General features: G+C 74.5%; 20 protein-coding genes, 1 pseudogene and 1 riboswitch. Of the genes and pseudogenes, 11 read left to right on the top strand and 10 right to left on the bottom strand.

What is annotated here, in order from left to right; all coding sequences use genetic code 11:
• Positions 1-206: 206 nt before the first annotated feature.
• Positions 207-887, bottom strand: a pseudogene (locus tag C892_RS28850) (helix-turn-helix domain-containing protein); the annotation flags it as partial.
• A gap of 247 nt (positions 888-1,134) precedes the next feature.
• Between C892_RS28850 and C892_RS0112145 the strand changes: the two are divergent.
• The 5 genes from C892_RS0112145 (at position 1,135) to C892_RS28845 (ending at position 5,875) form a co-directional block, all read left to right on the top strand.
• Entirely contained in the window at positions 1,135-2,349 is a 1,215-nt protein-coding gene (locus tag C892_RS0112145; protein WP_017557426.1) for a cytochrome P450, read from the top strand.
• Positions 2,346-2,543, top strand: a complete 198-nt coding sequence (locus tag C892_RS0112140; protein WP_017557425.1) for a ferredoxin — start codon at positions 2,346-2,348, stop codon at positions 2,541-2,543. The genes C892_RS0112145 and C892_RS0112140 overlap by 4 nt, the downstream gene beginning before the upstream one ends.
• A gap of 102 nt (positions 2,544-2,645) precedes the next feature.
• Positions 2,646-3,419 carry an enoyl-CoA hydratase-related protein gene (locus C892_RS0112135; RefSeq protein WP_017557424.1) on the top strand — a complete coding sequence of 258 codons (774 nt, stop codon included), beginning with the start codon at positions 2,646-2,648 and terminating at the stop codon, positions 3,417-3,419.
• A gap of 106 nt (positions 3,420-3,525) precedes the next feature.
• Positions 3,526-4,251, top strand: coding sequence for a response regulator transcription factor (locus C892_RS0112130; RefSeq protein ID WP_017557423.1), 726 nt, complete (start codon positions 3,526-3,528; stop codon positions 4,249-4,251).
• 1 nt (position 4,252) lies between these two features.
• Positions 4,253-5,875, top strand: coding sequence for a sensor histidine kinase (locus tag C892_RS28845; protein ID WP_017557422.1), 1,623 nt, complete (start codon positions 4,253-4,255; stop codon positions 5,873-5,875).
• A gap of 465 nt (positions 5,876-6,340) precedes the next feature.
• Here the strand turns inward: C892_RS28845 and C892_RS0112120 are convergent, their stop codons facing one another.
• The 5 genes from C892_RS0112120 to C892_RS0112100 form a co-directional block, all read right to left on the bottom strand.
• Entirely contained in the window at positions 6,341-7,591 is a 1,251-nt protein-coding gene (locus C892_RS0112120; RefSeq protein ID WP_017557421.1) for a heparan-alpha-glucosaminide N-acetyltransferase domain-containing protein, read from the bottom strand.
• Between the two features lie 152 nt (positions 7,592-7,743).
• Positions 7,744-9,714: an acetoacetate--CoA ligase gene (locus C892_RS0112115; protein ID WP_026124313.1), complete on the bottom strand. Its 1,971-nt coding sequence runs from the start codon at positions 9,712-9,714 to the stop codon at positions 7,744-7,746.
• A 287-nt stretch (positions 9,715-10,001) separates the two neighbouring features.
• Positions 10,002-10,544 (bottom strand): Uma2 family endonuclease, encoded by a 543-nt coding sequence (locus C892_RS0112110; protein WP_017557419.1) that lies wholly within the window; start codon positions 10,542-10,544, stop codon positions 10,002-10,004.
• A gap of 4 nt (positions 10,545-10,548) precedes the next feature.
• Positions 10,549-11,268, bottom strand: a complete 720-nt coding sequence (gene bioD, locus C892_RS0112105; protein WP_017557418.1) for a dethiobiotin synthase — start codon at positions 11,266-11,268, stop codon at positions 10,549-10,551.
• A complete protein-coding gene (locus tag C892_RS0112100; protein WP_017557417.1) occupies positions 11,265-12,635 on the bottom strand; it encodes an adenosylmethionine--8-amino-7-oxononanoate transaminase in 1,371 nt (456 codons plus the stop codon). The genes bioD and C892_RS0112100 overlap by 4 nt, the downstream gene beginning before the upstream one ends.
• A 351-nt stretch (positions 12,636-12,986) precedes the next feature.
• On the opposite strand from C892_RS0112100, the gene C892_RS0112095 reads away from it, so the two are divergent.
• Together C892_RS0112095 and C892_RS0112090 are read left to right on the top strand one after the other, a co-directional pair.
• The gene (locus C892_RS0112095) at positions 12,987-14,288 is read left to right on the top strand and encodes an 8-amino-7-oxononanoate synthase (protein ID WP_017557416.1); all 1,302 of its coding nucleotides are present in this window, start codon (positions 12,987-12,989) and stop codon (positions 14,286-14,288) included.
• 360 nt (positions 14,289-14,648) lie between these two features.
• The gene (locus tag C892_RS0112090; protein WP_017557415.1) at positions 14,649-15,761 is read left to right on the top strand and encodes an SGNH/GDSL hydrolase family protein; all 1,113 of its coding nucleotides are present in this window, start codon (positions 14,649-14,651) and stop codon (positions 15,759-15,761) included.
• A 76-nt stretch (positions 15,762-15,837) separates the two neighbouring features.
• Here C892_RS0112090 and rocD read toward each other — a convergent pair whose 3' ends face one another.
• The gene (gene rocD, locus C892_RS0112085) at positions 15,838-17,115 is read right to left on the bottom strand and encodes an ornithine--oxo-acid transaminase (RefSeq protein ID WP_017536847.1); all 1,278 of its coding nucleotides are present in this window, start codon (positions 17,113-17,115) and stop codon (positions 15,838-15,840) included.
• Positions 17,116-17,307: 192 nt separating this feature from the next.
• Between rocD and C892_RS29975 the strand changes: the two genes are divergently transcribed.
• The 3 genes from C892_RS29975 to thiD all read left to right on the top strand — a co-directional run bounded on the left by C892_RS29975 (position 17,308) and on the right by thiD (position 21,007).
• The gene (locus C892_RS29975; RefSeq protein ID WP_051060525.1) at positions 17,308-18,789 is read left to right on the top strand and encodes a serine/threonine-protein kinase; all 1,482 of its coding nucleotides are present in this window, start codon (positions 17,308-17,310) and stop codon (positions 18,787-18,789) included.
• A gap of 263 nt (positions 18,790-19,052) precedes the next feature.
• Entirely contained in the window at positions 19,053-20,054 is a 1,002-nt protein-coding gene (locus C892_RS0112075) for a DUF368 domain-containing protein (RefSeq protein WP_017557414.1), read from the top strand.
• A gap of 52 nt (positions 20,055-20,106) precedes the next feature.
• A riboswitch (TPP riboswitch) is annotated at positions 20,107-20,215 on the top strand.
• Positions 20,204-21,007, top strand: coding sequence for a bifunctional hydroxymethylpyrimidine kinase/phosphomethylpyrimidine kinase (gene thiD / locus C892_RS0112070; RefSeq protein ID WP_017557413.1), 804 nt, complete (start codon positions 20,204-20,206; stop codon positions 21,005-21,007). It overlaps the preceding riboswitch by 12 nt.
• An 84-nt stretch (positions 21,008-21,091) precedes the next feature.
• Here the strand turns inward: thiD and C892_RS0112065 are convergent, their stop codons facing one another.
• The 3 genes from C892_RS0112065 to C892_RS0112055 all read right to left on the bottom strand — a co-directional run bounded on the left by C892_RS0112065 (position 21,092) and on the right by C892_RS0112055 (position 24,572).
• Positions 21,092-22,501 (bottom strand): alanine/glycine:cation symporter family protein, encoded by a 1,410-nt coding sequence (locus tag C892_RS0112065; protein WP_026124312.1) that lies wholly within the window; start codon positions 22,499-22,501, stop codon positions 21,092-21,094.
• Positions 22,502-22,714: 213 nt separating this feature from the next.
• Complete coding sequence (locus C892_RS0112060) at positions 22,715-22,999, bottom strand: DUF6457 domain-containing protein (RefSeq protein ID WP_017536851.1); 285 nt, start codon at positions 22,997-22,999, stop codon at positions 22,715-22,717.
• Between the two features lie 298 nt (positions 23,000-23,297).
• The gene (locus C892_RS0112055; protein ID WP_040685373.1) at positions 23,298-24,572 is read right to left on the bottom strand and encodes a pyridoxal phosphate-dependent aminotransferase; all 1,275 of its coding nucleotides are present in this window, start codon (positions 24,570-24,572) and stop codon (positions 23,298-23,300) included.
• 140 nt (positions 24,573-24,712) lie between these two features.
• Between C892_RS0112055 and C892_RS0112050 the strand changes: the two genes are divergently transcribed.
• A complete protein-coding gene (locus tag C892_RS0112050; RefSeq protein ID WP_026124311.1) occupies positions 24,713-25,666 on the top strand; it encodes a LysR family transcriptional regulator in 954 nt (317 codons plus the stop codon).
• Positions 25,667-25,891 lie beyond the last annotated feature (225 nt).

Below are 25,891 nucleotides of genomic sequence, written 5' to 3'. Positions count from 1 at the left end.
TACCCCTCCGCCCCCGCGCCCTCCTCGGACGGTGTCCGCGTCCGGCCATCATGCGATGCGGAGGGGGCGGTGCATCCGCAGAACCTGCACGCGCGTTCCGCGCCGTCGGCCGCCGGGACGGCCGGCGCCGACGGCAGGGCGGCCGCGCCGGCCCCCTCGCCGCCGTCGCCCGTCCCGTCGTCCCCGACGAGCCTCCACTTCCACAGCTCGGCCGTACGGACCATGTCCCCGGAGATCGCCTCGAGGAACGAGGCGATGTCCTCCAGCCGGGCGCCGGCGGGGCTCGCGGGGCCCAGGACCCTGCCTCCTTCCCGGGTCGCCTCGGCCAGCCCCAGGTTCGCCCGGATGCCGGCGACCCACGACCGGTACCAGGCCAGCCGGTCGATGACGTAGCGCTCGCGCCGCTCACCGGGGGCGCGCACCCGCCGCAGCAGCTCCTGCTCCTCCAGGTAGGCCACCGCTTTGGACACCGAGGCGGGGCTGACCCCGAGGCCGCCGGCCAGCTCGGCCGCCGTGGCCCCCTCGTCGGACAGGAACAGCAGGGTCAGCACGCGTGCGGGGGTCTTCGCCAGACCGCTGGCCAGGAGCGCCTTGACGATCAGGGCCTGGGCCCGCTCCAGCGCCTCGTCACCGGGGGCGGCGGCTGGGCCCCCGCCGCCGGCCTCCGCCCGGGCCTGCGCGGAGGGGCCGCGGCGGGCGCGTCGGTCGGTCTCCCGCTGGGCGCGCTCGGGACGGTAGCCGTTCGGCCCGCCGTTGCGCATCACCTCGCGGGTCACGGTCGAGGTCGGCCGGTCCAGCCCGCGCGCGACCTCGGCGTAGGACAGTCCGCCGGCCACCCCTCGGGCGATCTGACGGCGCTCGTGGAGCGTGAGCCGCCCTCCGGGCATGGGCCCCTCCTCCCGTTCCGGGCGGGCCGCGCCGACGCGGTCCGCCGCTCCGCGCCCCCCATTGTGCGTTCATCTGCACCCCATTGCAACAACGCCGCGGCCGCCGTTGCCTTCAACCACAGACCCATTGCAATGATTCGTGCGCATTACCAGTACTTACGGGGTTCGTGGCTTCGCTATTCATTGATTCGACTTTAAATGCAACATAGCGTTTCAAGCAGAGTGAACGACTGACGGAGGAGTCGCCATGACCGCAGCCCCGGTTCCGGAACTGTCCGAGCTCCCGCTGGCGCGCCCCGCGGGCCGCCCCTTCGACCCGCCCGAGGAGCTGGCGGCGACACGCCCGCTGGCCCGGCTCACCCTCCCCGACGGGCACCGCGGGTGGCTGGTCACCGGCCACCGGGCCGCGCGCGCCGTGGCCTCGGACCCCCGTTTCAGCTCCCGGACCGAGCTGCAGCGCCCGGCGATGCCGAGGGCCGGCATGCCCTCCCCGCTCCCGGCCGCCCCACCGGGGCTGTTCATCAACAGCGACCCGCCCGAGCACACCCGGTACCGGCGGCTGCTCACCGGCAGGTTCACCGTCCGGCGCATGCGCCTGCTCACCGAGCGGGTGGAGGAGATCGTCGACGAGCACGTGGGCGCCATGGAGCACGCCGGCGGCCCCACCGACCTGGTCGCCTCCTACGCACAGCCGATCCCGGCCCTGGTGATCTGCGAACTGCTCGGCGTGCCCGCCACGGACCGCGCGCTCTTCCAGCGCCACTCCGAGGCCTTCAACGACACCGCCGCGAGCGCGGAGGAGCTGGAGGCGGCGGGCAGGGAGTTCCACGGCTACCTCGCCGAGCTGGTGAAGGCCAAGCGCTCCGCGCCCACCGACGACGTGCTGAGCGACCTGACCGCCTCCGACCTCACCGACGGCGAACTCGTCAACGTCGCGATGCTCCTGCTCGGCGCCGGACTGGACACCACCGCCAACATGATCGGCCTGGGCGCCTTCGCCCTGCTGAGCCACCCCGACCAGCTCGCCGTCATGCGCGACGACCCCGAGGCCGTGGACGGCGGCGTCGAGGAGCTGATGCGCTATCTGAGCATCGCCCACACCGGCCAGCGCGCCGCCCTCGAGGACGTCGAGCTGGAAGGGCACGTCATCGAGAAGGGGGCCACGGTCGCCCTGTCGGTCGCCGCCGCCAACCGCGACCCCGAGCGCTTCGACGACCCCGACCGCCTGGATCTGAGGCGCAGGGCGGGCGGGCACCTGTCCTTCGGCCACGGCGTGCACCAGTGCCTGGGGCAGCAGCTCGCCCGCGTCGAGATGCGGACCGCCCTGCCGGCCCTGCTCCAGCGCTTCCCCGACCTGCGTCTGGCGGTGCCGCCGGAGGAGGTCCCCATGCGCGACCGGTCCGACATCTACGGCGTCGAGCGGCTGCCGGTCGCCTGGGGGCCCCAGGAGGCCGGCCGATGAGGATCAGCGCCGACCGCGACCGCTGCATCGGAGCGGGGATGTGCGCGCTGACCGCGCCCGAGGTGTTCGACCAGGACGAGGAGGAGGGGCTGGTGCGGGTGCTCGGTCCCGCCCCCTCCCCCGACCTGCGGGCGCGGGCCCGCGAGGCCGCCCGCCTGTGCCCCTCCTCGGCCCTGGCCGTGTCCGAGGAGTGAGGGGACGGCCCGCCGGGACCCGGGACGGGGGCCCCGGCGGGCCGCCGGGCGGACCGCGCCGCGTCCCGTGACGCGGCGCGGTCCGCGGCGTAGCGTCGGGACATGGGCAGCAACGACCGCGTCCTCGTGGAACGCTCCGGACCGCACGCCACCGTCACCATGAACCGGCCGGAACGGCGCAACGCCCTGTCCGAGGGGTTCATGGACGAGCTCACCGCGGCCTTCGAGGAGGTCGCGGCCACCGACGCCCTCGGCGTCACCCTGGCCGGCGCGGGGCCGGTCTTCTCCGCCGGCCACGACTTCGCCGACGTGGCCGCCGCCGACCACGACACCGCCCGGCGGCTCCTGACCACCTGCACCCGGCTCATGCGCACCGTCCAGTCCGTGCCCCAGGTGGTGGTCGCCCGGGTGCACGGGCCCGCCGTCGCCGCCGGGTGCCAGCTGGTCGCCACCTGCGACCTGGCGGTGGCCGGGTACAGCGCCGCCTTCGCCGCGCCCGGCGGGAAGGGCGGCTGGTTCTGCCATACCCCGATGGTCGCGGTCTCCCGGAACATCGGGCGCAAGCGGGCCATGGAGATGGCGCTGACCGGCGACCCGGTGGACGCGGCAACCGCCGCCGAGTGGGGGCTGGTCAACCGCGCGGTCCCCGACGCCGAGCTGGAGGAGGCCGCGCGCGACCTGCTGGACCGGGCCACGCGGGGCTCCCCGCGCAGCAAGGCCCTGGGCAAACAGGCCATGTACGCCCAGCTGGACCGGCCCGAGAGCGACGCCTACGCCTACGCGGTGGAGGTGATGGCCGCCTCCAGCCAGACGCCGGAGGCCCGGGAGGGCACGGCGGCGTTCCTGGAGAAGCGCCCGCCGGAATGGCCCGCGTGAGCGGGCCCCAGCGCGCCTCTCACCCCGTTCCAAACCGGCCGCCCTAGGCTCGCGGTGAGCCGCCGGCCCCGTCCGGGGCCCAGGACCGCCACCGTGAGGAACACCCGTGCCCGTGACCGACTCCCCCAGCGCCGGACGCGTCCTCGTCGTGGACGACGAGCCGAACATCCTGGAGCTGCTGACCGCGTCGCTGTCGCTGAGCGGCTTCACCCCGCGCGGGGCCGCCGACGCCGACGAGGCCCTGGCGGCGCTGCCCGTCTTCACGCCCGACATCGCCGTGCTGGACGTGATGCTCCCGGGGCGCGACGGGCTGGCGCTGGCCACGGAGCTGCGCGCCGCGGTGCCCGGGCTTGCGGTGCTCTTCCTGACCGCCCGCGACTCGCTGGAGGACCGCCTCGCGGGCCTGCGCACCGGCGCCGACGACTACGTCACCAAGCCGTTCAGCCTCGAAGAGGTCGTGCTGCGGCTGCACGCGGTGCTGCGCCGCACCGGGACGGGGGCCGTCGGCGCGGACGCGGAGCAGGGGGCGGTGCTGCGCTTCGCCGACCTGGAGGTCGACGAGGACCTGCACGAGGCCCGGCGCGGCGGCGCCCCGGTCCGGCTCTCGCCCACCGAGTTCGACCTGCTGCGCTACCTGGTGCTCAACGCCGGGACGGTGGTGACCAAGACCCAGGTCCTGGACCGGGTGTGGGGCGGCGGGCACAGCGACCCGAGGATCGTGGAGACCTACATCAGCTATCTGCGGCGCAAGGTCGACGCGGGGGCGGTGCCGCTGATCCACACCGTCTGGGGCGTGGGCTACAGCCTGCGGCTGCCAGCCGGGGAGCGCTGAGGTGCGCGGCCCGGGGCACCTGCCGCGCCCGCGCACGCTCACCGCCCGGATCACCGCGGGGGTGCTGCTCCTGACGACGGCGGCGCTGGTGGCCTTCGGGCTGGCCGCGGTGCTGCTGCTGCAACGGAGCCTGGTGGGGGACATCGACACCCGGCTCCAGGGCATGGCATCCGGTCCGAGCCCCCCGGGTCCCGGCCAGGACCAGGACGGGCACCGCCCTCCGCCCCTGCCCACCGAGTTCCGGCAGCTGTCGCTGGACGGCGACGGGCGGGTGCGGTGGAGCGTCGGGCAGACCGAGGGCGACGAGGGCGGGCCGGACACCTCAGGGCTGGACGCCGAGGCGCTGAGCGCGCGGGAGGGGCGCCCCTTCACCCTGCCCGACACCGGGGACGGCGGCTCCTGGCGGGTGCTGGCCGTGCCCGACGGCGGCCGGGACGGGTCCGCCGGCGCCGAAGGGGACGAGGGCACTGGCGGGTACCGGCTGGTCGCGCACTCGCTGTCCGGGGTGGACCGCACGCTGACCCGGCTGGGGCTGATCGAGGCGGGACTGGCGGCGGCGCTGCTGGTGCTGCTGGCGGGCGGCACGGCCTGGGTGGTGCGGGGGCGGCTGCGCCCGCTGCGCCGGATCGAGCGGACCGCGCAGGCGATCGCCGCGGGGGACCTGGACGCCCGGGTGCCCGAGGAGGACCCGGCGAGCGAGGCAGGGCGGCTCGGCACGGCGCTCAACACCATGCTCGGGGAGCTGTCCGCGTCCCTGCGCGAGCGCGAGCGGGCCGCCGACCGGATGCGGCGCTTCGTCGCCGACGCCTCCCACGAGCTGCGCACGCCGCTGTCGTCGATCCGCGGGTTCGCCGAGCTGTACGAGCAGAGCCGCGACCAGGGGGCGGTGCGGGGGGACCCCTCGGTGGACCGGTGGATGGGCCGGGTGCGGGGCGAATCGGACCGGATGGCCGGACTGGTGGAGGACCTGCTGGTGCTGGCCCGCTTCGACGGCACGGAGGGTGTCGGCGGTGGCGACGACGGCGGGGGAACGCCGCTGGACCCGGCGGAGCTGGACCTGCGGGACGTGGCCGAGGAGGCGGTCCTGGACGCCCGGGCCCGCGCACCCGGCACGCCGGTCGCCGTGGAGGCGCCCGAGGCGGTCCCGGTCGTGGCCGACGGGCGGCGGATGCGCCAGGTGGTGGGCAACCTGCTGGCCAACGCTCTGGCCCACCCGCCCGAGGGCACCCCGGTGCGGGTGTCGGTCCGCCGGAGCGATGCGCCGCCCCTGCCGGGAACGCCCGGCGCGAGCGCCAGGGACGCCGGGGCCGGGGCGGCGGGCCCACCCGACACGGACCACGCGACGGGCGCACCCGGCCCGTTCGCCGTGGTCGAGGTCCACGACGACGGTCCCGGCATCCCCGACGAGGACGCGGCGCACGTCTTCGACCGCTTCTACCGCGTCGAGGAGTCCCGCTCCCGCGACCGGGGAGGCGCGGGCCTGGGCCTGTCGATCACCGCGGCCCTGGTCGCGGCGCACGGCGGCTACGTCCGCCTGGACACCGCCCCGGGCCAGGGGACGACGTTCACCGTGGTCCTTCCCGCCGGAGGCCCGCCCGGACAAGCGACCGACGGCCTGAGGTGAACTCCGGGACGGCCGGGCCACGCCCGCCGGGCCCGGAGGCCCCGGAACACGCGCCTCCAGCCCTCACCTCCGACCGCCCCGACCGTTCGCGGGGAGCCCGTCCCACCTCATCCGAATTGACCTACTGACCTGCCGTCCTGAGGAGATGCCAGGTAGCGCGAGACGTCGGGCCGGGTCCGTCCCGTGCCGACGGCCAACTGCGTGGACACGGTGTCCAAGGCCGGATTTCGGGCCTCGGAGGCACCGACGCCGCGTGCCGAACGCCTCGCCGCCCAAGTCGGGCGGGGACCACGCGGCTTGAGCGGGACCGAACGGAGGCGCCTCGGTCAGCGGACACCTGCGATCGACGGCCGGTCGGCCGGGGTGCCCATCCGCCCAGGACTCAGCCGCTCGTCAGGCCGCATCGGATGGCCCCTGAGCCGGAGGCTCATGAGGCACCTTGAACAGCCCTGGCGCCGCCCGGCGTCAGAGCTGCCGTACCTGGCCGATGCGGTCGGGGACCAGGTCGGCTCCGCGGTCGCCCAGCCACCCCAGGGCCCGCTCGAGGGGGCCGCGACCCAGCAGCAGTTTCCAGGCCGTGCACGCCACCAGTGCCGTGCCCACGAACGCCTCCCACCGGAACGGCGCCACGTCCTCGAAGGACATGTCGCCGATCGCCATCACGACGATGTGCCCGGCGTACACCGTGAGCGCCATGGCGCCGGCCGCCGACAGGGGGTAGAGCAGCGCCCGCGCGCGCTCCGCCGCGAACAGGCAGGCCGTCAGGACGAGAAGCGAGGTGCCGATCGCCCCGATCGCCTCGTAGCTCGTTCCGCTGTGCGGGCTGGCGATGAGCAGCCACACCGGCGAGTCCGTGGGGACCTGCCCGTGCATGTTGCCCATCTCCTCCACGACCCAGTCGCGCATGGGCTCCAGCGCGGCGGTGTCCAGGCCGCTCGTACCCCACGTCGAGGCCGCGACGTCGGAGGCGAGCCGGTCCACCCCGCCCAAGGGGTACAGCAGCAGCCACGACCCGCCGTACCCCAGCAGGGCCAGGCCGGCGCCGGTGCACGCCATCCCGATGCGCACACGGGTCGCGGCCAGGTCCATCCGCCCCACCGCCATGCCCGCCGCCACGAACGCCATGAAGGTGAACGCCGGGTAGTAGCCGGTGAGCAGGAGGTCGGTGATGCCGCCGATGGAGTTCTCGCGAAAGCCCGTGCCGCCCATGGCCGACCGGAGCGCGAACGAGGCCTGCGGGCCGGCCACCGCGATCGCCGCCGCCGTGCACGCGAGCGCGACCGGGCCCAGCCGCAGCAGCGGGAGGGCGAGCACGAAGAACCCGGCGTAGTAGGCCAGGATGACCGCGACCGGGGCGTCGAGGAGGTCCAGGAACATTCCGAGCAGCGCCAGCACGATGGCCCGCACCAGGATGCGCGCCATGGGGCGGCGCAGGTCCGGGCCGGGCAGCGGACGCGTCCTGCCGGTCATCAGGGCCAGCGACAGGCCGGCCAGGAACGCGAACAGGGCCGAGGAGCGGCCGCGGGTCAGTCCGTGGAAGGTGTCGGCCGCCTCCTGGCCCAGGAGCCCGGCCAGGCCGAGCGAGCCGACCCCGAGGTGCACGGTGAGCATGCCGAAGACGGCGAGGGCGCGCGCTGCGTCGACCCCGGCGATGCGCTCGCGCGCCGCGGGGGCCGCCTGCCCGTCACGGGGACGGGGGTCGTTAGGCGGTGTCACGCGCCCACCCTAGGAGGTATTGCGGTGTTCTGGGGTGGTCGGTGGCGGAACCGCCCGCGACGCCGGACGGCCGAACGGGGCCGGCCCGGCGGGGGCGGGGGCCGCCTTGTGCGACAGCCCCTCCCCCGCCCTTCGGTCCGACAGCCGACCGGTCAGTCGCCGGTGCCCGCGAGCGAGGAGAAGTAGTCCAGCGCCTCGGGGTTGGCCAGGGAGTCGCGGCTGGCCACCTTCTCGGGGCGCTCGCCCATGAGGATGCGCTTGACCGGCACCTCCAGCACCTTGCCCGACAGGGTCCGCGGCACCGCGGCGATCGCCCGCACCGCGTCGGGCACGTGCCGCGGCGAGCAGTCCTCGCGGATGCGGCGCGCGAGCGCCTTGGTGAGCGCCTCGTCCAGCTCGGCGCCCTCGCGCAGCACGGTGAACAGCTCGATGCGCGAGCCGCCGTCCTTCTGCGGGACGTCCACCACGAGTGCGTCGACGACCTCGTCCAGGGCCAGCACGGCCCGGTAGATCTCGCTGGTGCCCATGCGCACCCCGCCCCGGTTGATGGTGGAGTCGGAGCGGCCGTAGATGACCGCGGTGCCGCGCTCGGTGATCTCGATCCAGTCGCCGTGCCGCCACACCCCCGGGTACATGGAGAAGTAGCTGTCGCGCAGCCGCTCCCCCTGCTCGTCGCCCCAGAAGTACAGCGGCATGGAGGGCGCCGGCTCGGTCACCACGAGCTCGCCGACCTCGCCGACCAGTTCCTTGCCCTCGGGGTCCCAGGCGGCGACGGCCATGCCCAGGGAGCGCGCCTGGATCTCGCCCTCGTAGACCGGCAGCGTGGGCACACCGCCCACCAGGCAGCTGCAGATGTCGGTGCCGCCGCTGGTGGAGAACAGCCACAGGCCGTCGCCGAACTCCTCGTAGCACCAGTCGAACCCTTCAGGGCTCAGCGGCGATCCGGTGGAGCCGATGGCGTGCAGCGCCGAGAGGTCCCGCCCCTCGGCCGGGTGGATCCCGGCCTTCATGCACGTGGACAGGTACCCGGCGCTCGTGCCGAACACGGTGACCCCGGCGTGTTCGGCCAGGTCCCACAGGGCCCCCAGGTCGGGGTGGGCGGGGCTGCCGTCGTACAGGACGATCGAGGCCCGGGTGAGCAGCACGCTCACCAGGAAGTTCCACATCATCCACCCGGTGGTGGTGAACCAGAAGACCCGGTCGTCCTCGTGCGCGTCCAGGTGCAGGTTGAGGTTCTTGAGCTGCTCCAGCAGGATCCCGCCGTGGCCCTGCACGATCGCCTTGGGCAGGCCCGTGGTGCCCGAGGAGTAGAGCACCCACAGCGGGTGGTCGAAGTCGACCCGTTCGAACTCCAGCTCGGCGCCCTCGCCGGCACGTTCCAGCGCCTCCCAGGACAGCGCGTCCTCGGGCACCTCCTCCCCCAGGTAGGGCAGGACGACGGTGTGCTCCAGGGTGGGCATCTGCGCGCGCAGTTCGCGCACGGTGTCCGCCCGGTCGAAGTCCTTGCCGCCGTAGCGGTAGCCGTCGACGGCCAGCAGCACCTTGGGCTCGATCTGGGCGAAGCGGTCGATGACGCTGCGCACCCCGAAGTCGGGCGAGCAGGAGGACCAGACGGCGCCGATGGAGGCGCAGGCGTAGAACGCGGCGGCGGTCTCGGCGACGTTGGGCAGGTAGGCCACGACCCGGTCGCCGGGGCCGACGCCGAGGCGGCGCAGCCCGGCGGCGATGGCGGCGGTGCGCCGCTTGAGCTCGCCCCACGTCCACTCGCCGAGCACGCGCAGCTCGGAGGCGTGGCGGATCGCCACCGCGTCGTCGTCGCGGTCGGCGAAGACGTGCTCGGCGTAGTTCAGGCGGGTGCCGGGGAACCAGCGGGCCCCGGGCATGGCGCGCTCGGCGAGGACCTGGTCGGGCGGGGTCGAGGAGCGGACGCCGTAGTAGTCCCAGACCGCCGACCAGAACCCTTCGAGGTCGGTGGTGGACCAGCGCCAGAGGGAGTCGTAGTCGGCTTCGTCCACCGCCGCCCCCCGCTCCGCGCGCGCCCACCGGGCGAAAGCGGTGATGTTGGCCCGTTCCCGCCGGTCGCTGCCGGGGGTCCAGAGCACGGGGGGTTGTGGCTGCGTCATTGCTCGCGCCCTCCTATGTCGCGCAGGCGAGCGGTCGGCCGCGCCCGCCGCTCAGGGTGGGGCCGCCGCCGTGATGTGACGCCCATCTAACAACAGGGTTTCCGTGGCGCGCATCACCGGGGTCGGTGATCCGCAGGTAGGCAGGCGTTTCCCTGGGGCGGGAGACCTCTTCCCCCCGGCATTCAAGCCTGCGAGGGCGATGACGTGCACACCATGGGCGCGAGCCGCACAGGAGGGAAGACGGGCGTGGACGGGGGCGCCATACCTGCCACGGGCCCGCCCCGCCACTACATATAGCGGTCGAGGCTCCGCGTGCGAACGGCCCAGGGAAGCGAGGGGACGTGCGCGAAGTCGCCCATCGGCCCTTCGGTGAGCTGCGTGTACTTCCCCTCCTCGGGGGAGCTGTGGAGGGTCCAGAGGTCCCCGCTCTGGCGGATGACCATGTAGCTCGGCACGCCGAGCGCGGCGTACCTCTCCTTCTTCCCGAACTCGTCCATGATCCGCGATGCCGGAGAGACGACTCCGACGGCCAGGAGAATCGTGTGTCCGGGCCGCATCCCCGTTCTGGGGAGTTCCGTCCCCTCCTCGTACACGGCGACGTCCGGTCGCAGCTCGTCGTCAGTGCCGGGGAAGACCACGGACGCGTCCATCGTCGCGGGGTAGCCGTTGTGCCGTGCCTGCAGCAGGATGTCCAGCTGGATCTCCTGGTGCAGCTGGGACGGTGACGGTGAAATGATGATCTCCCCGTTGACGACCTCGTAGCGGATTCCGTGTCGATCCAGCAGCTCGGCCGCTCTGGACTGGGGAACCGGGGATTCGGCGACCGTCATCCGTCTACTCCTTCAGGGCGTGGTACCAGGCCTCGCGGCTGATCACCGTCGCCTCCCATGCTAGCCCCAGGGCCTTCTCCGCGCAGGCCGCGAACTCTTCGGGCTCCAGGCCGGCCATGGCCTCGGGCAGCGCTCCCAGAAGCGGGGCCCCGGCCTCCGCCGGGAGGTCCCCGAGGTTGCAGCGCTCGGCGAGGCCGGGCTCCCGGGGCCAGCTGCCGATCACCACGCCCGTGCACTCGATCCTGCGGCGGCGCAGCGCCTCGGCGGTCAGCGCGGTCTCGTTCAGGGTGCCCAGGCCCGCCCGGGCGACCAGCAGGACCGGGGCCGACAGCCGCACCGCCACGTCGGCGAGGGTCGCGCCGGCCTCGTCCCAGCGCACCAGCAGCCCGCCCGCGCCCTCGACCAGGACCAGGTCGTGGCCGCCGTGCAGGTCGGCGGCGGCCCGCGCCGCCCGCTCGGCGGACAGCCCCGGCATCCCGGCCCGGCGGGCGGCGACGGCCGGGGCGAGCGGGTCGGGGTAGCGGACCAGCTCGCGCACGGTCGCCCCCGGGACCAGGCGGGCCACCTCCTCGGCGTCTCCCGCCTCCCCCGGCGCCACCCCGGTCTGCGCCGGTTTGAGCACGGCCACCCGGCGGCCCGACCGCACGCCGAGCGCGGCCAGCGCGGCCGTGCACACGGTCTTGCCCACCCCGGTCCCGGTACCGGCGACGAGCACCACCGTCATCGGGTCGCCTCCAGGGAGGCCCCGGCGGCGGCGAGCATGCCGCCGGTGATCGCCTCCAGGTCGGATTCGCCGCAGACATAGGGGGGCATGGCGTAGACGTTATTGCGGAAGGGCCGCAGCCAGCACCCGGCCGCGACGGCGGCGCGGGTGGCGGCCGCCGTGTCCACGGGCCGATCCAGCTCGATGACGCCGATGGCGCCCAGCACGCGCACGTCGCGCACGCCGGGCAGGTCCCGGGCGGGCGCGAGCCCTTCCCGCAGGCCCCGCTCGACCCGCGCGACGCCGCCGCGCCAGTCCCCGCCGGTCAGCAGGCCCACGCTCGCCGCCGCCACCGCGCACGCCAGCGGGTTGCCCATGAACGTGGGCCCGTGGGCGAGCACCGGCACCTCCCCCTCCGAGATTCCGCGCGCCACCTCCGGCGTGCACAGGGCGGCGGCGAGCGTGAGATAGCCGCCGGTGAGCGCCTTGCCCAGGCACATCACGTCGGGCACCACCCCGGCGTGGTCGGCGGCGAACAGGGCCCCGGTGCGGCCGAACCCGGTGGCGATCTCGTCGAACACCAGGAGCAGCCCGTGCTCCCGGGTGATGCGGCGCAGCGCGCGCAGGTACCCGGGGCTGTGGAAGCGCATGCCCCCGGCCCCCTGCACCACGGGCTCCACGATGACGGCCGCGAGCTCGTCGGCGTGCTCGGCGACCGTCCGCTCCAGGTGGGCGACGTAATCGGGGTCGGGGTCGGCGTCGAAGCACTGGGGCGGGGCGTCGGCGAACACCTGCCGGGGAAGGACGTCGCCCCAGAGCGTGTGCATGCCGCCCTCCGGGTCGCACACCGACATGGCGTGGAAGGTGTCCCCGTGGTACCCGCCGCGCCAGGTCATGATCCTGCGGCGTTCCGGCCTGCCCTGCGAGCGCTGGTACTGCAGGCACATCTTGAGGGCGACCTCGACCGACACCGACCCGGAGTCGGCGAGGAACACGTGCCGCAGGTCGCCCGGGGCCGCGGCGGACAGCAGCGCCGCCAAGCGCGCGGCGGGCTCATGGGTCAGACCGCCGAACATGACGTGGCCGAAGCGGTCGATCTGGGTGCGGGCGGCGGCGTCGAGGACGGGGTGGCGGTAGCCGTGGATCGCCGACCACCAGGAGGACATGCCGTCGACGACCTCCCTTTCGCGGCCGTCGTCGCCGACGAGGCGCAGGCGCGTGCCCTCGGCATCGGTGACGACGTAGGGGGCGCCGGCGGCGCCGGGCCCCACGGACGAATAGGGGTGCCAGAGCAGGTCGCGGTCGACTTCGCGGACCCACTGGGCTGCGGCGTCTGCGGCCGCGGCGGGGTCGGCGCCACTGGAGGCCGGTCGGGTCGGAGACGTCATGATCGGTCATCCTCCCTAGGGCGCACGCCGCCCGGCGATGCTCCGCCGCACAGATTTGCGCGCGCGATGTTTGTGCCTTCTCGCGCATGACGGCGCCCCGCGGACCGTGTGAAGCTCCCCGTGTCCGCTTCCAGGCGGCGCGGGCGGGCGGTGGACCAGCGCCGCCCGCCCGCGGGGGCGGTCCCGGGGTGGTCGGCCCGGGGCGAAGGAGGCATCCCGCTGAACCGACGAAGACCCCGGTGAGACGGCGCCTCGGAAGCGGGGGGCGCCGGGACCCGACGGAGGAGCAGATCGTGTAGACGGCCGTGTCCGCTCGAGTGGCGGGGCCGCGATCCGCCCGGGTCGGCACGGGTGCCGGACCGGCGGGCGCCGCAGACCGCCCCGCGCACCGAACGCCCCGGCAGAAAGGCATCGACCGTGACCGCGACGACCGGCGACACCGCGTCGCACGCCCGGCCGCGCTCCACCCCCTCAGGGCCCTTCGCCTGGCTCTCCGGCGCCGCAGAGCGGCGGGCCGCCTCCGGGCTCACCCGGGTCCTGCGCCCGCGCGCCCACGATGACGACGTGCTCGACCTGGCCTCCAACGACTACCTCGGACTCGCCCGCCGCCCACGGGTCACGGACGCCGCCGCGGGCGCGGCACGGCGCTGGGGCGCAGGAGCGACCGGATCGCGGCTGGTCACCGGCGACACCCTGCTCCACCGGGCCCTTGAGGAAGAGCTCGCCGACTTCACCGGGGCCGAGTCCGCGCTCGTGTTCTCCTCCGGATACGCCGCCAACCTCGCCATGGTGACGGCGCTGTCGGGCCGGGGCGCCCACCTGGTGTGCGACCGCCTCAACCATGCCTCCCTCATCGACGCCGCCCGGTTGGCCAAGGCCTCGGGCGCCCGCGTCTCGCTGTTCGACCACGCCGATCCGGCCTCGGCCGAGCGCGCTCTGGACGGGCCGGACCCGGCGGGGAGCGAGCGGCGCCTCGTCGTCTCCGACACCGTCTTCTCCGTGGACGGGGACCTCACCGACCTCTCCGGCCTCTCGGCCGCCTGCCGCGCGGCGGGGGCGGCGCTCCTGCTGGACGACGCCCACGGCCTCGGTGTCGTCGGGGCGGGCGGCGCGGGCGCCCTGACCGCCGCCGGACTGCGCGGCGCCCCGGACACCGCGGTGTCGGTGACGCTGTCGAAGTCCCTGGGCGCGCAGGGCGGGGCCGTGCTCGGTCCGGCGCCCGTCATCCGGCACCTGGTGGAGACGGCGCGCACGTTCATCTTCGACACCGGACTCGCCCCCGCCTCCGCCGGGGCGGCCCTCGAAGCGCTGCGCCTGCTGCGCGCCGACCCCGGACTCACCGAGCGGCTCCGCGAGCGCGCCCGGTCGCTCTCCCGCGGGCTCAACGGGCACGGCCTGAGCGCCTCGCTCCCCGACGGCGCCGTGGTCTCCGTGGCCGCGGACACCCCTGAGGAGTGCGTGCAGTGGGCGCGGCGGTGCGCCGAGCACGGTGTGCGCGTGGGCTGCTTCCGCCCGCCCTCGGTCCCCGACGGCGTCCCCCGCCTGCGCCTGACCGCCCGTGCCGACCTCTCCGCCTCCGAGGTGGACCGCGCGATCGACACGGTGGCCCGGACCCGCCCCGAGGGGACGGACGGACCGGCCCCGGTGTCGTGACCCGGGTTCCGGGTTCCGGCCTCAAGGCCGCGGCCGCGGCCGGCTCTGAGTGCGCACCGGGCGGAGCTGGGACCCCCGATCGACGACAGGACGGCCCGCCGCTCTCTGAGCGGCGCACTGAGCGAGGGGGCCGTCCCGGGTGTCCAGGGCGGGACGCCCCTTCCGGATCCGGCCACGGTGTGATGCGCACCTCCCGCCCCGTGTCCGCACTGGTCGGCGGGGATCGGCCGGCGTACGCCCGCCTTCCGGTGGCGCAGGCCCCCGCGAGCGGCGGCGCCGATACTCCGCGGGCGCCGCGACCGCGGGTACCCTGCCCATCGGAGCCAGGGCCGCGAGGCGAGCGAAAGGCGGTGGCCGACCGTGCGCGCACCCCGACTCGGCCGCCGCGGCACCGTGCTCGCCGCCGCCGCCGGATCGATGGTCCTGCTGCTCGTCCTCGCCCTTGCGGTGCCCGTCACCCGCGACGGGCTGGCCGGCGCCTGGTGCTCGGCGACCGGGACCGGCTGCGCGCCCGGCGGGGGCCCACCCGGCGAGGAGCCGGGATCCGCGGACGACTGGCGGCTGGCCATGGAGCCGGTCGAGGCCGCCACCTGGGGCCACTACCTGGCCCTGGGCGACTCCTACTCCTCGGGCGACGGCGCCGGCGACTACCGCTCCGGCGCCGGCGACGACGGCTGCTACCGCTCGGAGAACGCCTACCCCGCCCGCACCTCCGAGGCCTTCGCGTTCTCCGGCGGCTTCGGCTTCGTCGCCTGCAGCAAGCACAAGGGCGCGCAGCTGCTGGAGGAGATCGGCGAGGAGGACGCCCAGCTGGACGCCATCGGGGAGTACACCTCCCTGGTGAGCCTGGGGATCGGCGGCAACGACCTGGGCTTCACCCCGGTGCTGCGCACCTGCATGGTGCGGGTCCCGCTGGTCTCCGGCGGCGTGTGCCAGGGGCAGGAGGAGGACATCGACCGGCGGATGCGGGCCTTCGACGACACCCTGGAGGACATCATCGCCGAGGTGCGCGACCGCGCGCCCGACGCCCGCCTGCTGCTCGTCGGCTACCCGCGCCTGTTCCCCGAGGACCCCTCCGGCATGTACTACACGCTGACCGTGGAGGACCAGGCCTGGCTGAACGAGACCGTGCGGCGCTTCAACGACCGGCTGCGCGCCACGGCGCGTGAAGCGGACCGGGAGATCGCCGAGCAGGGGGACGTCGGCAGTGTCGAGTTCGTCGACACCTACACCGCGCTCAAGGGCCACGAGGTGAGCGCGGAGGGGGCCTGGCTCAACGGGGTCGTGCTGGAGGGGCTGACCGACGGCATCCGGGTCGACCGGAGCAGCTTCCACCCCACCGCCGAAGGGCAGCGGGCGTTCGCCCGGAGGGTCCGCACCCAGGTGGAGGAGGGCCCGGACCGGGACCTGTACGCCACCAGGGGGACCGTCGACTCCGCGGGGCCCGAGGTCCTCGCCCGCGACCTGGACTGACCCGCGGCACGGAGGCGCCGGGGCCGGGTACGCGGGTCCGGTGCGCGCCCGGACCCGCGTACCCGGTCCCCCGGGGTCAGCCCCGCCCGGCCTTGAGGTCGGCCAGGACCGCGCCCAGCTGGTCGAGGCCCCAGTTGAGGTCCTCCTCGGAGATCACCAGCGGCGGGGAGAGCCGGATCGTCGACCCGTGGGTGTCCTTGACCAGGACGCCGCGCTCGACCAGCAGCTCGCACATGCGGCGGCCGCTGGCCAGCGACGGGTCCACGTCGATCCCCGCCCACAGGCCGATGCTGCGGGCCGCCACCGCGCCGTCGCCGACGAACTCCTTCAGGCGGGTGCGCAGCACCTCGCCGAGCCGCCGGGCGTTCTCCAGGTAGGGGCCCTCGTTGAGCATCCGCACCACGGTGCGCCCCATCGCGCCCGCCATCGGGTTGCCGCCGAAGGTGCTGCCGTGCTGGCCCGGCTGGATCACCCCGAGCACCGACTCGTCGGCGACCATCGCCGAGACCGGGAGCACGCCCCCGCCCAGCGCCTTGCCGAACAGGTAGGCGTCGGGCACCACGCCGGTGTGCTCGCAGGCCCGCACCGTTCCGGTGCGGCCCAGCCCGGACTGCACCTCGTCGGCGATGAGCAGCACCCGCTCGCGGTCGCACAGCTCGCGCAGGCGCGGCAGGTAGTCCGGCGGGGGCACCACCACCCCGGCCTCGCCCTGCACCGGCTCCACCAGGACCGCGGCGGTGGTGCCGTCGACCGCCTCGGCGACCGCCTCGGCGTCGCCGTAGGGCACCGAGCGGAACCCGGGGGTGTAGGGGCCGAAGCCGCCGTAGGCGTCGGGGTCGGAGGAGAAGGAGACGATGGTGGTGGTCCGGCCGTGGAAGTTGCCGCCGGCCACGACGATGGTGGCCTCCCCGTCGGGGACGCCCTTGACGTCGTAGGCCCACCTGCGGGCGACCTTGACGGCGGTCTCGACCGCCTCGGCGCCGGTGTTCATGGGCAGCACGCGCTCCTTGCCCGCCAGGTCCCCCAGTGCGGCGACGAACGGCGCGAACTGGTCGTTGTAGAAGGCGCGGCTGGTGAGCGTCACCCGGTCCAGCTGGTGGTGGGCGGCGGCGAGCAGGTCGGGGTTGGCGTGGCCGAAGTTCATCGCCGAGTATCCGGCGAGCATGTCGAGGTGGCGCCGCCCCTCCACGTCGGTCACCCAGGCGCCCTCGCCGGAGGCGATGACGACCGGAAGGGGCGCGTAGTTGTGGGCCGAGCGGGCCTGGGCCAGGGCGATGTGGTCGGCGGTGGAGACAGGAGGACCGGAGGGGTCTCCTCCGGAGGGCCTGCTTCCCAGAACGCGGGTGTCGCTCATCCAGGTGTCCCTTTCCGATCAACGCTGATCGTGTCGCTCTTGGGATACCCCGCGGCCCGCGGACGATACGCGCGCCCCGGGGGACCCACAGAAGAAGAACAGAAGCAACGGAGGAGGCACAAGGGCCCATACGGATACGAAGGGGACGCTCGCCCTGTGCATCCCGGAATTCCGTCGCTAGGGTCGTCTTCCATGACCGCGCGCCTCCTCGCCGACCGGTACCGGCTGTCCGAGCGCATCGGCCGCGGCGGTATGGGAACGGTGTGGCGGGCCGAGGACGAGTTCCTCCGGCGCCCGGTGGCCGTCAAGGAGATCCGCCTGGACCCCGGCCTGGACCCGGTCAGGCGCGAGGAACTGGTCGGCCGCTCTCTGCGCGAGGCCCGCATCTGCGCCGGGCTCAGCGGCCACCCCTCCATCGTCACCATCCACGACGTCCTGCTCGATCAGGGACGGCCGTGGATCGTCATGGAGCTGATGGAGGGCCGGTCGCTCGACCGGACGGTGGAGGAGGACGGCCCCCTCTCCCCGGGCCGCACGGCCGGGATCGGCCGGGACCTGCTCTCCGCGCTGGAGACCGCGCACCGGGGCGGGGTACGCCACCGCGACGTCAAGCCCGGCAACGTCATGCTGCTGCCCGACGGCCGGGCCGTGCTCTCCGATTTCGGCATCGCCGTCTCCGATGAGGAGTCCCGGATCACGCTGAGCGGGCGGCTTCCCGGCTCCCCCGGCTACATCGCCCCGGAGCGCCTGCGCGGCGGCGACGACACCGAACTCGCCGACGTGTGGTCGCTCGGGGCCACCCTGTACTACGCGGTGGAGGGCCGACCGGCCTACGACGGCCGGGCCGCCCAGCGGCTCACCGCCGCCATGGAGGGCGACCCGGGCCCGCCGGTGAGGGCGGGGCCGCTGCGCCCGGCCCTCGACGGCATGCTGCGGCGCGACCCCGGCCGCAGGCTGGCAGGCAAGGCGCTCGCCGGGGAACTGGAACGTGCGGCCCGGGAGACGGCGGGGCAGGAGGCCGCCGGCACCCGCCTCGACGTCTCCGGGGAACTGCCGGCCCCGGACGTCCGGCCCCCCGGACGGAGCACGGACCTGTGGTGGTGGCCGCCCAAGCGGCGGCACTGGAAGCGCTGGATCGCCGCGGTGTTCACCCTGGTCCTCATACCGATGCTGGTGAACGTCGCCACCGACCTGCTGTTCGGCTCCGACCCGGACGACATCGACTACGGCGGCCTGACGGACCCGCCGCCGGGCTATACGGACACCGCCCACGACGGCTTCACCGTGATGGCCCCCGAGCATTGGATCGGTGACGAGACGCAGGAAACGCTCCTGCTGACGGCGCCCGGCGAGAACACCGGCCTCGGGATGCGGTCGATCGGCGGCCTCGTCGCCCCGACCCCCGAGGAGACCCTCGAAGAGATCGAAGGGGACATGCTGGACGGAGACTTCACCCGGGCCGTCGAGATCACCGAGGTCGACCACCCCGACGGCGAGGCCGCACGCGGCGTCTACGAGGGCGACGGCTCCGGAACGCAGATGACCGCCTCGCTGGTCCTCGTCGACACCGGCGACGGCGTCGGGATCCTCATGTTCGCCGGACCGGCCGCCGAGTGGCCGGCCGTCGAGGAACAGCACCGCACCGCGCTCGAATCGTTCCGGGCGGTCGATTGATCACACCGCCGTCGGCCGGAATCCCGTTCCGCGGGGGTGAACCGGCCCTCCACCGGGCGCGGGAATCCCTACACTAGGGCGTGTTTCCCGCGCCCCGCGCGAACCCGCGGAGTCCTTGCGGCCTCTGAACGGGTGACGGCCGGCCTTCGCCGGGGACCGTCCGGGAAGACGAGACGCCCGGGGCGCGGCGTCCCGACGCCCGCCCCTCCGCAGGCCGCCGCCGTGCGCCCCGCCTCCCCAGACCCATCGACGAAACGCGAGACATGGCCAAACCAATCGGCACCCACGCCCTCAACCTGGTCCGCGGCGCCCTGATCGGCACCGCCGAGGTGGTGCCCGGGATCAGCGGCGGCACCGTCGCCCTGATCACCGGTATCTACGAGACCATCATCACCTCGGCCGGCCACGTGGTCAGCGGCATCCGCCTCACCGTCTCCGACCTGCCCCGCGGACGCGGCACGGCGCGCGCCGCAGCCGAGTTCCGCCAGGCCGACTGGGCCGCGGTGTTCGCGGTGCTGATCGGTATGGCGGCGGCGGCCCTGACCGCGGCCAAGCTGCTGGCCCCGCTGGTGGAGTCCGAGCAGCAGTTCGCCTACGCCGTGTTCTTCGGCCTGGTGCTGGCCTCGGTCTATGTGCCCTACTCCAGCACCCCCGAGCGCTGGCGCATCGGCGACTACCTGCTGGCGCTCGGCGTTGCGGCGGTCGCCTTCGTGCTGATCGGGCTCCCGCCCTCGCAGATCGAGCCCAACCCGCTGATCGTGGTGTGCGCGGCCGCGGTCGCGGTCTCCGCCCTGGTGCTGCCGGGCATGTCGGGTTCGCTGATCCTGCTGACGCTCGGCCTGTACACCCCCACCATGAACGCCCTCAACGACCGCGACCTCGGCTACATCGGCACCTTCTTCCTGGGCGCCCTGATCGGCGGGGCGCTGTTCGTCAAGCTCCTGCAGTGGCTGCTGGACCGCCACCACCACCTGGCCATGGTGGTCATGACCGGCCTGCTCGCCGGCTCCCTGCGCGCGCTGTGGCCCTGGCAGCACGAGGACCGCACCTTCTACGCCCCCACGGAGGTGCCGTTCACCGTCCTGCTGATGGCCATCGGCTTCGCCGTCGTGGTGGCCGTGCTGCTGCTGGAGCGCGCGACCCGCTCCCGGCGCGGGGACGGCGACGGGCACGCGGACTCGCGCGGCGAGGGCCGCGGAGGAGGCGGCGCCCCGCGCGGCGGCAGGCACGCCCGACCCGCCTCCGGAGCCGCACCGCGCATGTGACACGCTGATCGCACGCCCTGCCGGGCCGCCGTCGACGGCCCGGCCGCAACCGAATACCGGCGCGGGGTGCCGCGCGGAGCCCTCCTCCGCCCGCGGCTGAGATCAGACCCGTCGAACCTGCACTAGCTCGCACTAGCGAAGGGACGCCCATGAGCTCCTTCAACATCCTGTCCATCGCCGGGACCGACCCCAGCGGCGGCGCGGGGATCCAGGCCGACCTCAAGGCCTTCTCCGCGCTCGGGGGGTACGGCATGAGCGTGGTGACCGCCCTGGTCGCGCAGACCACCACCGGGGTGGCGGCGGTGCACCGGGTGCCCCCGGAGTTCATCACCCGCCAGCTCGACGTGCTGCTGCAGGACGTGCGGGCCGACGCCGTCAAGATCGGCATGCTGGGCGACACCGACGTGATCGCCGCCGTGGTCGGGGCGCTGGACGCCTACCGGCCCCCGCACGTGGTCCTGGACCCGGTCATGGTCGCCAAGAGCGGCGACCGGCTGCTGGCGGCCGACGCGATCGAGGCCGTGCGCACCGAACTGCTGCCGCGCGCCGACCTGATCACCCCGAACCTGCCCGAGGCCGCCGAGCTGCTGGGCGAGCCGGAGGCGGCCGACACCGCCGCCATGGAGGCCCAGGCCCGCCGCCTGCTGGAGCTGGGCGCCCGCCGGGTGCTGATCAAGGGCGGCCACCTGGACACCGCCCAGAGCACCGACCTGCTGGTGGAGCCGGGGGCCCAGGCATGGGCGTTCTCGGCGCCGCGGGTGCCGACCGGCAACACCCACGGCACCGGCTGCACCCTGTCGTCGGCCATCGCCGCCCTGCTCCCGCAGCGGGACGGCTGCGCGGCGGCGGTGCGGGAGGCCAAGGACTACCTGACCGGGGCGCTGCGGCGCGCCGACGAGCTGGACGTGGGCGCGGGCAAGGGGCCGGTCCACCACTTCCACGCCTGGTGGTGACCGGGCCCGCCCTCCGACGGAAGAAGGGCCCGTCCGCCTGCGCGGACGGGCCCTTCTTCCGTTCCCCGGTACCGCTCGGGGGCGCTAGCGGTTCTCCGGGACCCGGATGTCCGGGTTCTTCCACTCGGGGTTGGAGAAGTAGCGGCGGGTCTCGGCGACCACCACCGGCGAGAGCAGCAGCAGCCCGACCAGGTTGGGCAGCGCCATCAGGCCGTTGGCGATGTCGCTGAACAGCCAGACCACGTCCAGCTGGGCGGTGGCGCCGACGAAGACCACCAGGACGAAGACCACCCGGTAGAAGGGCACCACGCGGTGGCCAGCCAGGTAGTCGACGCAGCGGTCGCCGTAGTAGGACCAGCCCAGGATGGTGGTGAAGGCGAAGACCACCACCGCGATCGCGAGCATGTACCCGGCCATCGGCGCCAGGGCCGGCGAGAGCGTGCCCAGCCCCTCCTGCAGCGCCGCCGAGGTGAGCTGCGCGCCGTCGTCGTCGCCGTGCTCCCAGACGCCGGTGACGATGATGACCAGGCAGGTCATGGTGACCACGATGATGGTGTCGATGAAGGTCTGGGTCATCGAGACCATCGCCTGGCGCACGGGCTGGTCGGTCTTGGCCGCGGCCGCCGCGATGGCGCCGGTGCCCAGACCGGACTCGTTGGAGAAGATGCCGCGGGCCACGCCCATCTGCAGCGCGATCAGCACGGTGGAGCCGACGAAGCCGCCGGTGGCCGCGGTTCCGGTGAAGGCGTCGGTGACGATCAGCGCCAGCGCGGCGGGCAGGTCGCCCACGTGGACGATGAGCACCACCAGGGTGACGGCGATGTAGAGCAGGATCATCACCGGGACCACCGCCGAGGCGACCCGGCCGATGCTCTTGATGCCGCCGATGACGACGACGCCGATGAGCACCGTCATCACCGCACCGGTGATCCACGGGGCCACGTTCCAGTTCTCCGAGACCTGCTGGGCCACGGTGTTGGCCTGGGTGCCGTTGCCGATGCCGAAGGCCGCGATCGCGCCGAAGAGCGCGAACAGGAAGCCCAGCGTGGTGCCCAGGCCGCCGGACAGGCCGTTCTTCAGGTAGAACATCGGCCCGCCGCTCTGCTTGCCGACGGCGTCGCGCTGGCGGTACTTCACGCCCAGCAGGGCCTCGCTGTACTTGGTGGCCATGCCGACCAGGCCGGTCATCCACATCCAGAACAGCGCGCCGGGGCCGCCGATGCCGATGGCCAGGCCGGCTCCGGCGATGTTGCCGACGCCGACGGTGGCCGCCAGCGCGGTGCTGAGCGCCTGGTAGTGCGAGATGTCGCCTTCGCCGTCGGTCTCCTTGCGGCGCACGAAGGCCAGCCAGAGGGCGTGGACGAGCTTGTGGAACTGCAGCAGTCGCAGGCGGACCGTCAGGAACAGCCCCGTGATCAGCAACAGGGGGATGAGGACCCACGGCCCCCAGATGATTCCCGATAGGTCTTCCAAAAGGCTCACGGTCTGTTCCACGTGAGGGCTCCCAATCGATCTCGGACGGGGGGACGGGGGCACGGTGCGCCCGGAGGTCGCCGGACGCCCCGAGGGGGTGATCCCCTGGCGGGCACGGACTCCAGGGTCAGGAGGCGCCGCAATCCGCCAGGTTCACACCGATTCGTCACGTTCACGTCACGTTCCCTCCACACACCGGTTGCGGAGGGCCCGTGACCAGCGGAAATCAACGGATCATCCGCTGTCCTGGCCGCCGGCCTCCGCCCCTCCGGCGGCGCCGGCGCCGCCGTCGGCCTGCTCCAGCGCCAGCCGGCTCAGGGCCCGGGCGGCCTCGTCCGGGTCGGCGCCCCGGCCGACGGCGATGCCCAGCAGGAAGGTGGTGACCGGGGCGGCCGGCCGCGCCACCGAGTGCGCGGCGTCCCGGGCGAGGTCGAGCACGCGGTCGACGTCGTCCTTGCCGACCTCCTCCGGCAGGTCGAGTTCTGCGCACACCAGGCGCGCCCACTCCACGAGCGTCATCAGTGCTCCTCATGAGGAATGTGCGATGAAGACTGCTCGCGATCCTAGAGCCATCCGCCGCCGAGCGCGCGCTAGAAGCGCGGCGGGGCTCCGTACCGGCCTTCTCGGCGCCGTGCGGCGGGCCCACTCCCAAGGGCGCCGAGTGCCTACCGCTAGGGTTGCCCGCGCAGAGGAGCGGGACCGGCCCTTCCGCGATGTCCGGCCCCGCTCCTCGCCCCCGCTTTCCGGGTTCGCTTCGGTTGTCGTTTCGGCGTCCGCCCGCCGCCGTGCCGTCGGCGCCCCTTCCGTGCGCCCCGCCTCAGGCGGCCGCCGCGACGGGCTCGACGGCCTCGGCCAGCACCTCTTCCAAGCGGTCCAGGTGCGCGCGGATCCAGGGGAGGCCCGTGGGGTCGTCCACGGCCAGCGCCGCATAGCGCTCGGCGTCGGAGTCCCCGTAGAGCAGGCTGGTGGCCACCCTCAGGCGCAGGGCCTCTGAGCACTCGCCGAACTCCACGCCCGGCAGCGCGCCCAGGCCGTAGCGCTCCAGCAGCATCCGGCTCAGGCCGGGCCCGTCGACCACGCCGAAGTCGGCGGCCAGCCGCTCCCGGTGGGCCTCGAAGTCGGGGTAGAGGTAGAAGGCGGCCCGCGGTTCGGCCACGCGCGCGCCCACGGCGGTGAACCGCTCGGCCACCGCGCGCGCGACCGCGCCGTGCAGGCGGCGGCTCCGCTCGACGTGGGCGACCAGCTCTGCGGGCTCCTGGAAGGCCATCGCCCCGGCGCGCTGGACGGGGCCTGCGGGGCTGGACCAGATCTCACTGGCGACGCCCAGCAGCCCGGCGCGCAGGCGCTCCCCCAGCGGCCCCTCGGGCAGCCGGGCCACGCCCAGTCGCCAGCCGCCCAGGGCCAGGCTCTTGCTCAGGCCCGTGGTGACCACGGTCCGCTCCGGGGCGAACTCGGCGGGGCCGGGCACCTCGGTGGCCGGGTCGTGGACCAGGTCCCGGTAGATCTCGTCGGAGATGACCACCAGGTCCAGGGCGCGGGCGACCTCGGCCAGGCGCCGGACCGTGTCGGCGCCGGCCACGGTGCCGGTCGGGTTGTCGGGGACGGTGGCGATCACGGCGCGCACGTCGCGGCCCTGCTCGCGGGCGGTGCGCACGGCCTCGGCGAGCAGGTCGGGCTGGGGGACGCCGCCCTGGCCGCGCTCGGTGGGAACGAACAGCGGGCGCCGCCCGGCCAGGCGGGTCTGCGCGGCGTAGCTGACCCAGCTGGGGGCGGCGATCGCTGCGTCGCCGCCGATGCTCAGCAGCAGCGCGTACAGCAGCGGCTTGCTGCCGGGGCCGGCGACGACCATGTCGGGGTCGGTGTCCAGGCCGCGGCGGGCCCAGTAGCCGGCGGCGGCCTCGCGCAGCCCCCGCTCCCCGGCGACCGGCCCGTAGGAGTTGCACCCTCCCCCCGCGGCCAACGCGTCCCTCAGCGCGGAGTGGACGGGAAGCCCGGCCTCGCCGAAGCCCAGGGGGAGGACGGCCACGCCCTGGCGGCGCTTCTCCTCGAGGGCTTCGTTCACGGCGAGCGTGGCGGACACGGCAACAGACATGGAGAAATCGACCCCGCATACGTCCGGCGGCTGGTGGGAGGCCTGGGGCCGGTGGGGCCCACGGCCTCGCGACTTCAGCCTGCCCACTTCTACCCATCAGCACAAGCGACTCTTTTCGATGGTGAGCGTAAGATGGTCTTATGCTCGATCTGCGACGGCTCCAGCTGCTGAAGGAATTCGCCGATAAGGGGACGATCTCGGCGACGGCCGCGGCGCTGGGATATACGGCCTCCGCCGTTTCGCAGCAATTGTCGGCCTTGGAGCGGGAGGCCGGGGCCCAGTTGCTGGACCGCACCGCCCGCAGTGCGGAGCTGACCGAGACCGGCAGGCTCCTGGCCGACCAGGCCGAGCAGATCCTGGCGCTGGTGGAGGCGGCCGAGGCGGTCCTGGACGAGCGGCGCGGGCAGGTGACCGGCCGGGTGACGGTGGCGGCCTTCCCGACCGCGGCGGTGGCGTTCGCGCCGCGCCTGGCGCAGAGCCTGCGCCGGCACACCGGCATGCAGCTGGTGCTGCGCCAGACCACCGAGGGGGCCGGGGTGCGGCAGGTGAGCGCCGCGGAGGCCGACGTCGCGCTGGTCGACGACTGGCGGGGGCGCCGCCCCGACACCGGCGCGGGCAGGCTCCGGCACGAGCACCTGCTGCGCGACCCGATGGTGCTGGCGGTCCCGGAAGGGCACCGGCTGGCCGACCCGGCGGTGCCCGTGGAGCTGGACCGGCTGCTGGACGAGGCCTGGATCGCCGCCCCGCAGGGCGAGCCGTCGCGCTACGGGACCGACACCCTGCTCGCGGACCTGGGCGGGGCCCCGCAGGCGGCGTGGGAGTTCGAGGGGCTGGGCACGATCCTCAGCCTCGTGTCCCGGGGCATCGGGATCGCGGCCGTCCCCGCCATGGCCCTGAGCTCGGGAACGGCCGGTCTGGCGTTCCGCAGGCTCCCCGCGCACGCGCCGTCGAGGGACGTCTACATGGCCGTCCGCGCGGCGAGCCTGCGGCGCCCGGCGATCGGGGTGACGCTCCGGGCCTTGAAGAAGGCCGCGCTAGACGTCCAACGCGACTTGAACGAGGCCCTCGACCGCATCCCGGGGACAGGGGACTGAAGGACCTGAGGGGCGGCGGTGACGTCCCACCCGGCTTCACCACGGCCGCGTCCGCCGTCGGTCGGGCGTCCGAAGGCGGCCCGGGCCCCGCACAGAGCCGTGACGACGGCGCTGACCCGGTCGGACGGGAATGACAGCACTCGGACACGGCCCCGGTGTGACGGCACCCCGCCCACCGCCGACGGCGTGCCGAGGGACCGCCCGCCGAGGGGCGGGGCCGGGGAA

The sequence above is a fragment of the Nocardiopsis baichengensis YIM 90130 genome, assembly GCF_000341205.1.
Taxonomy (GTDB): domain Bacteria; phylum Actinomycetota; class Actinomycetes; order Streptosporangiales; family Streptosporangiaceae; genus Nocardiopsis_A; species Nocardiopsis_A halophila.
Note: the sequence above shows the minus strand (reverse complement) of the source record. Positions and strands in the feature narration are given on the sequence as shown.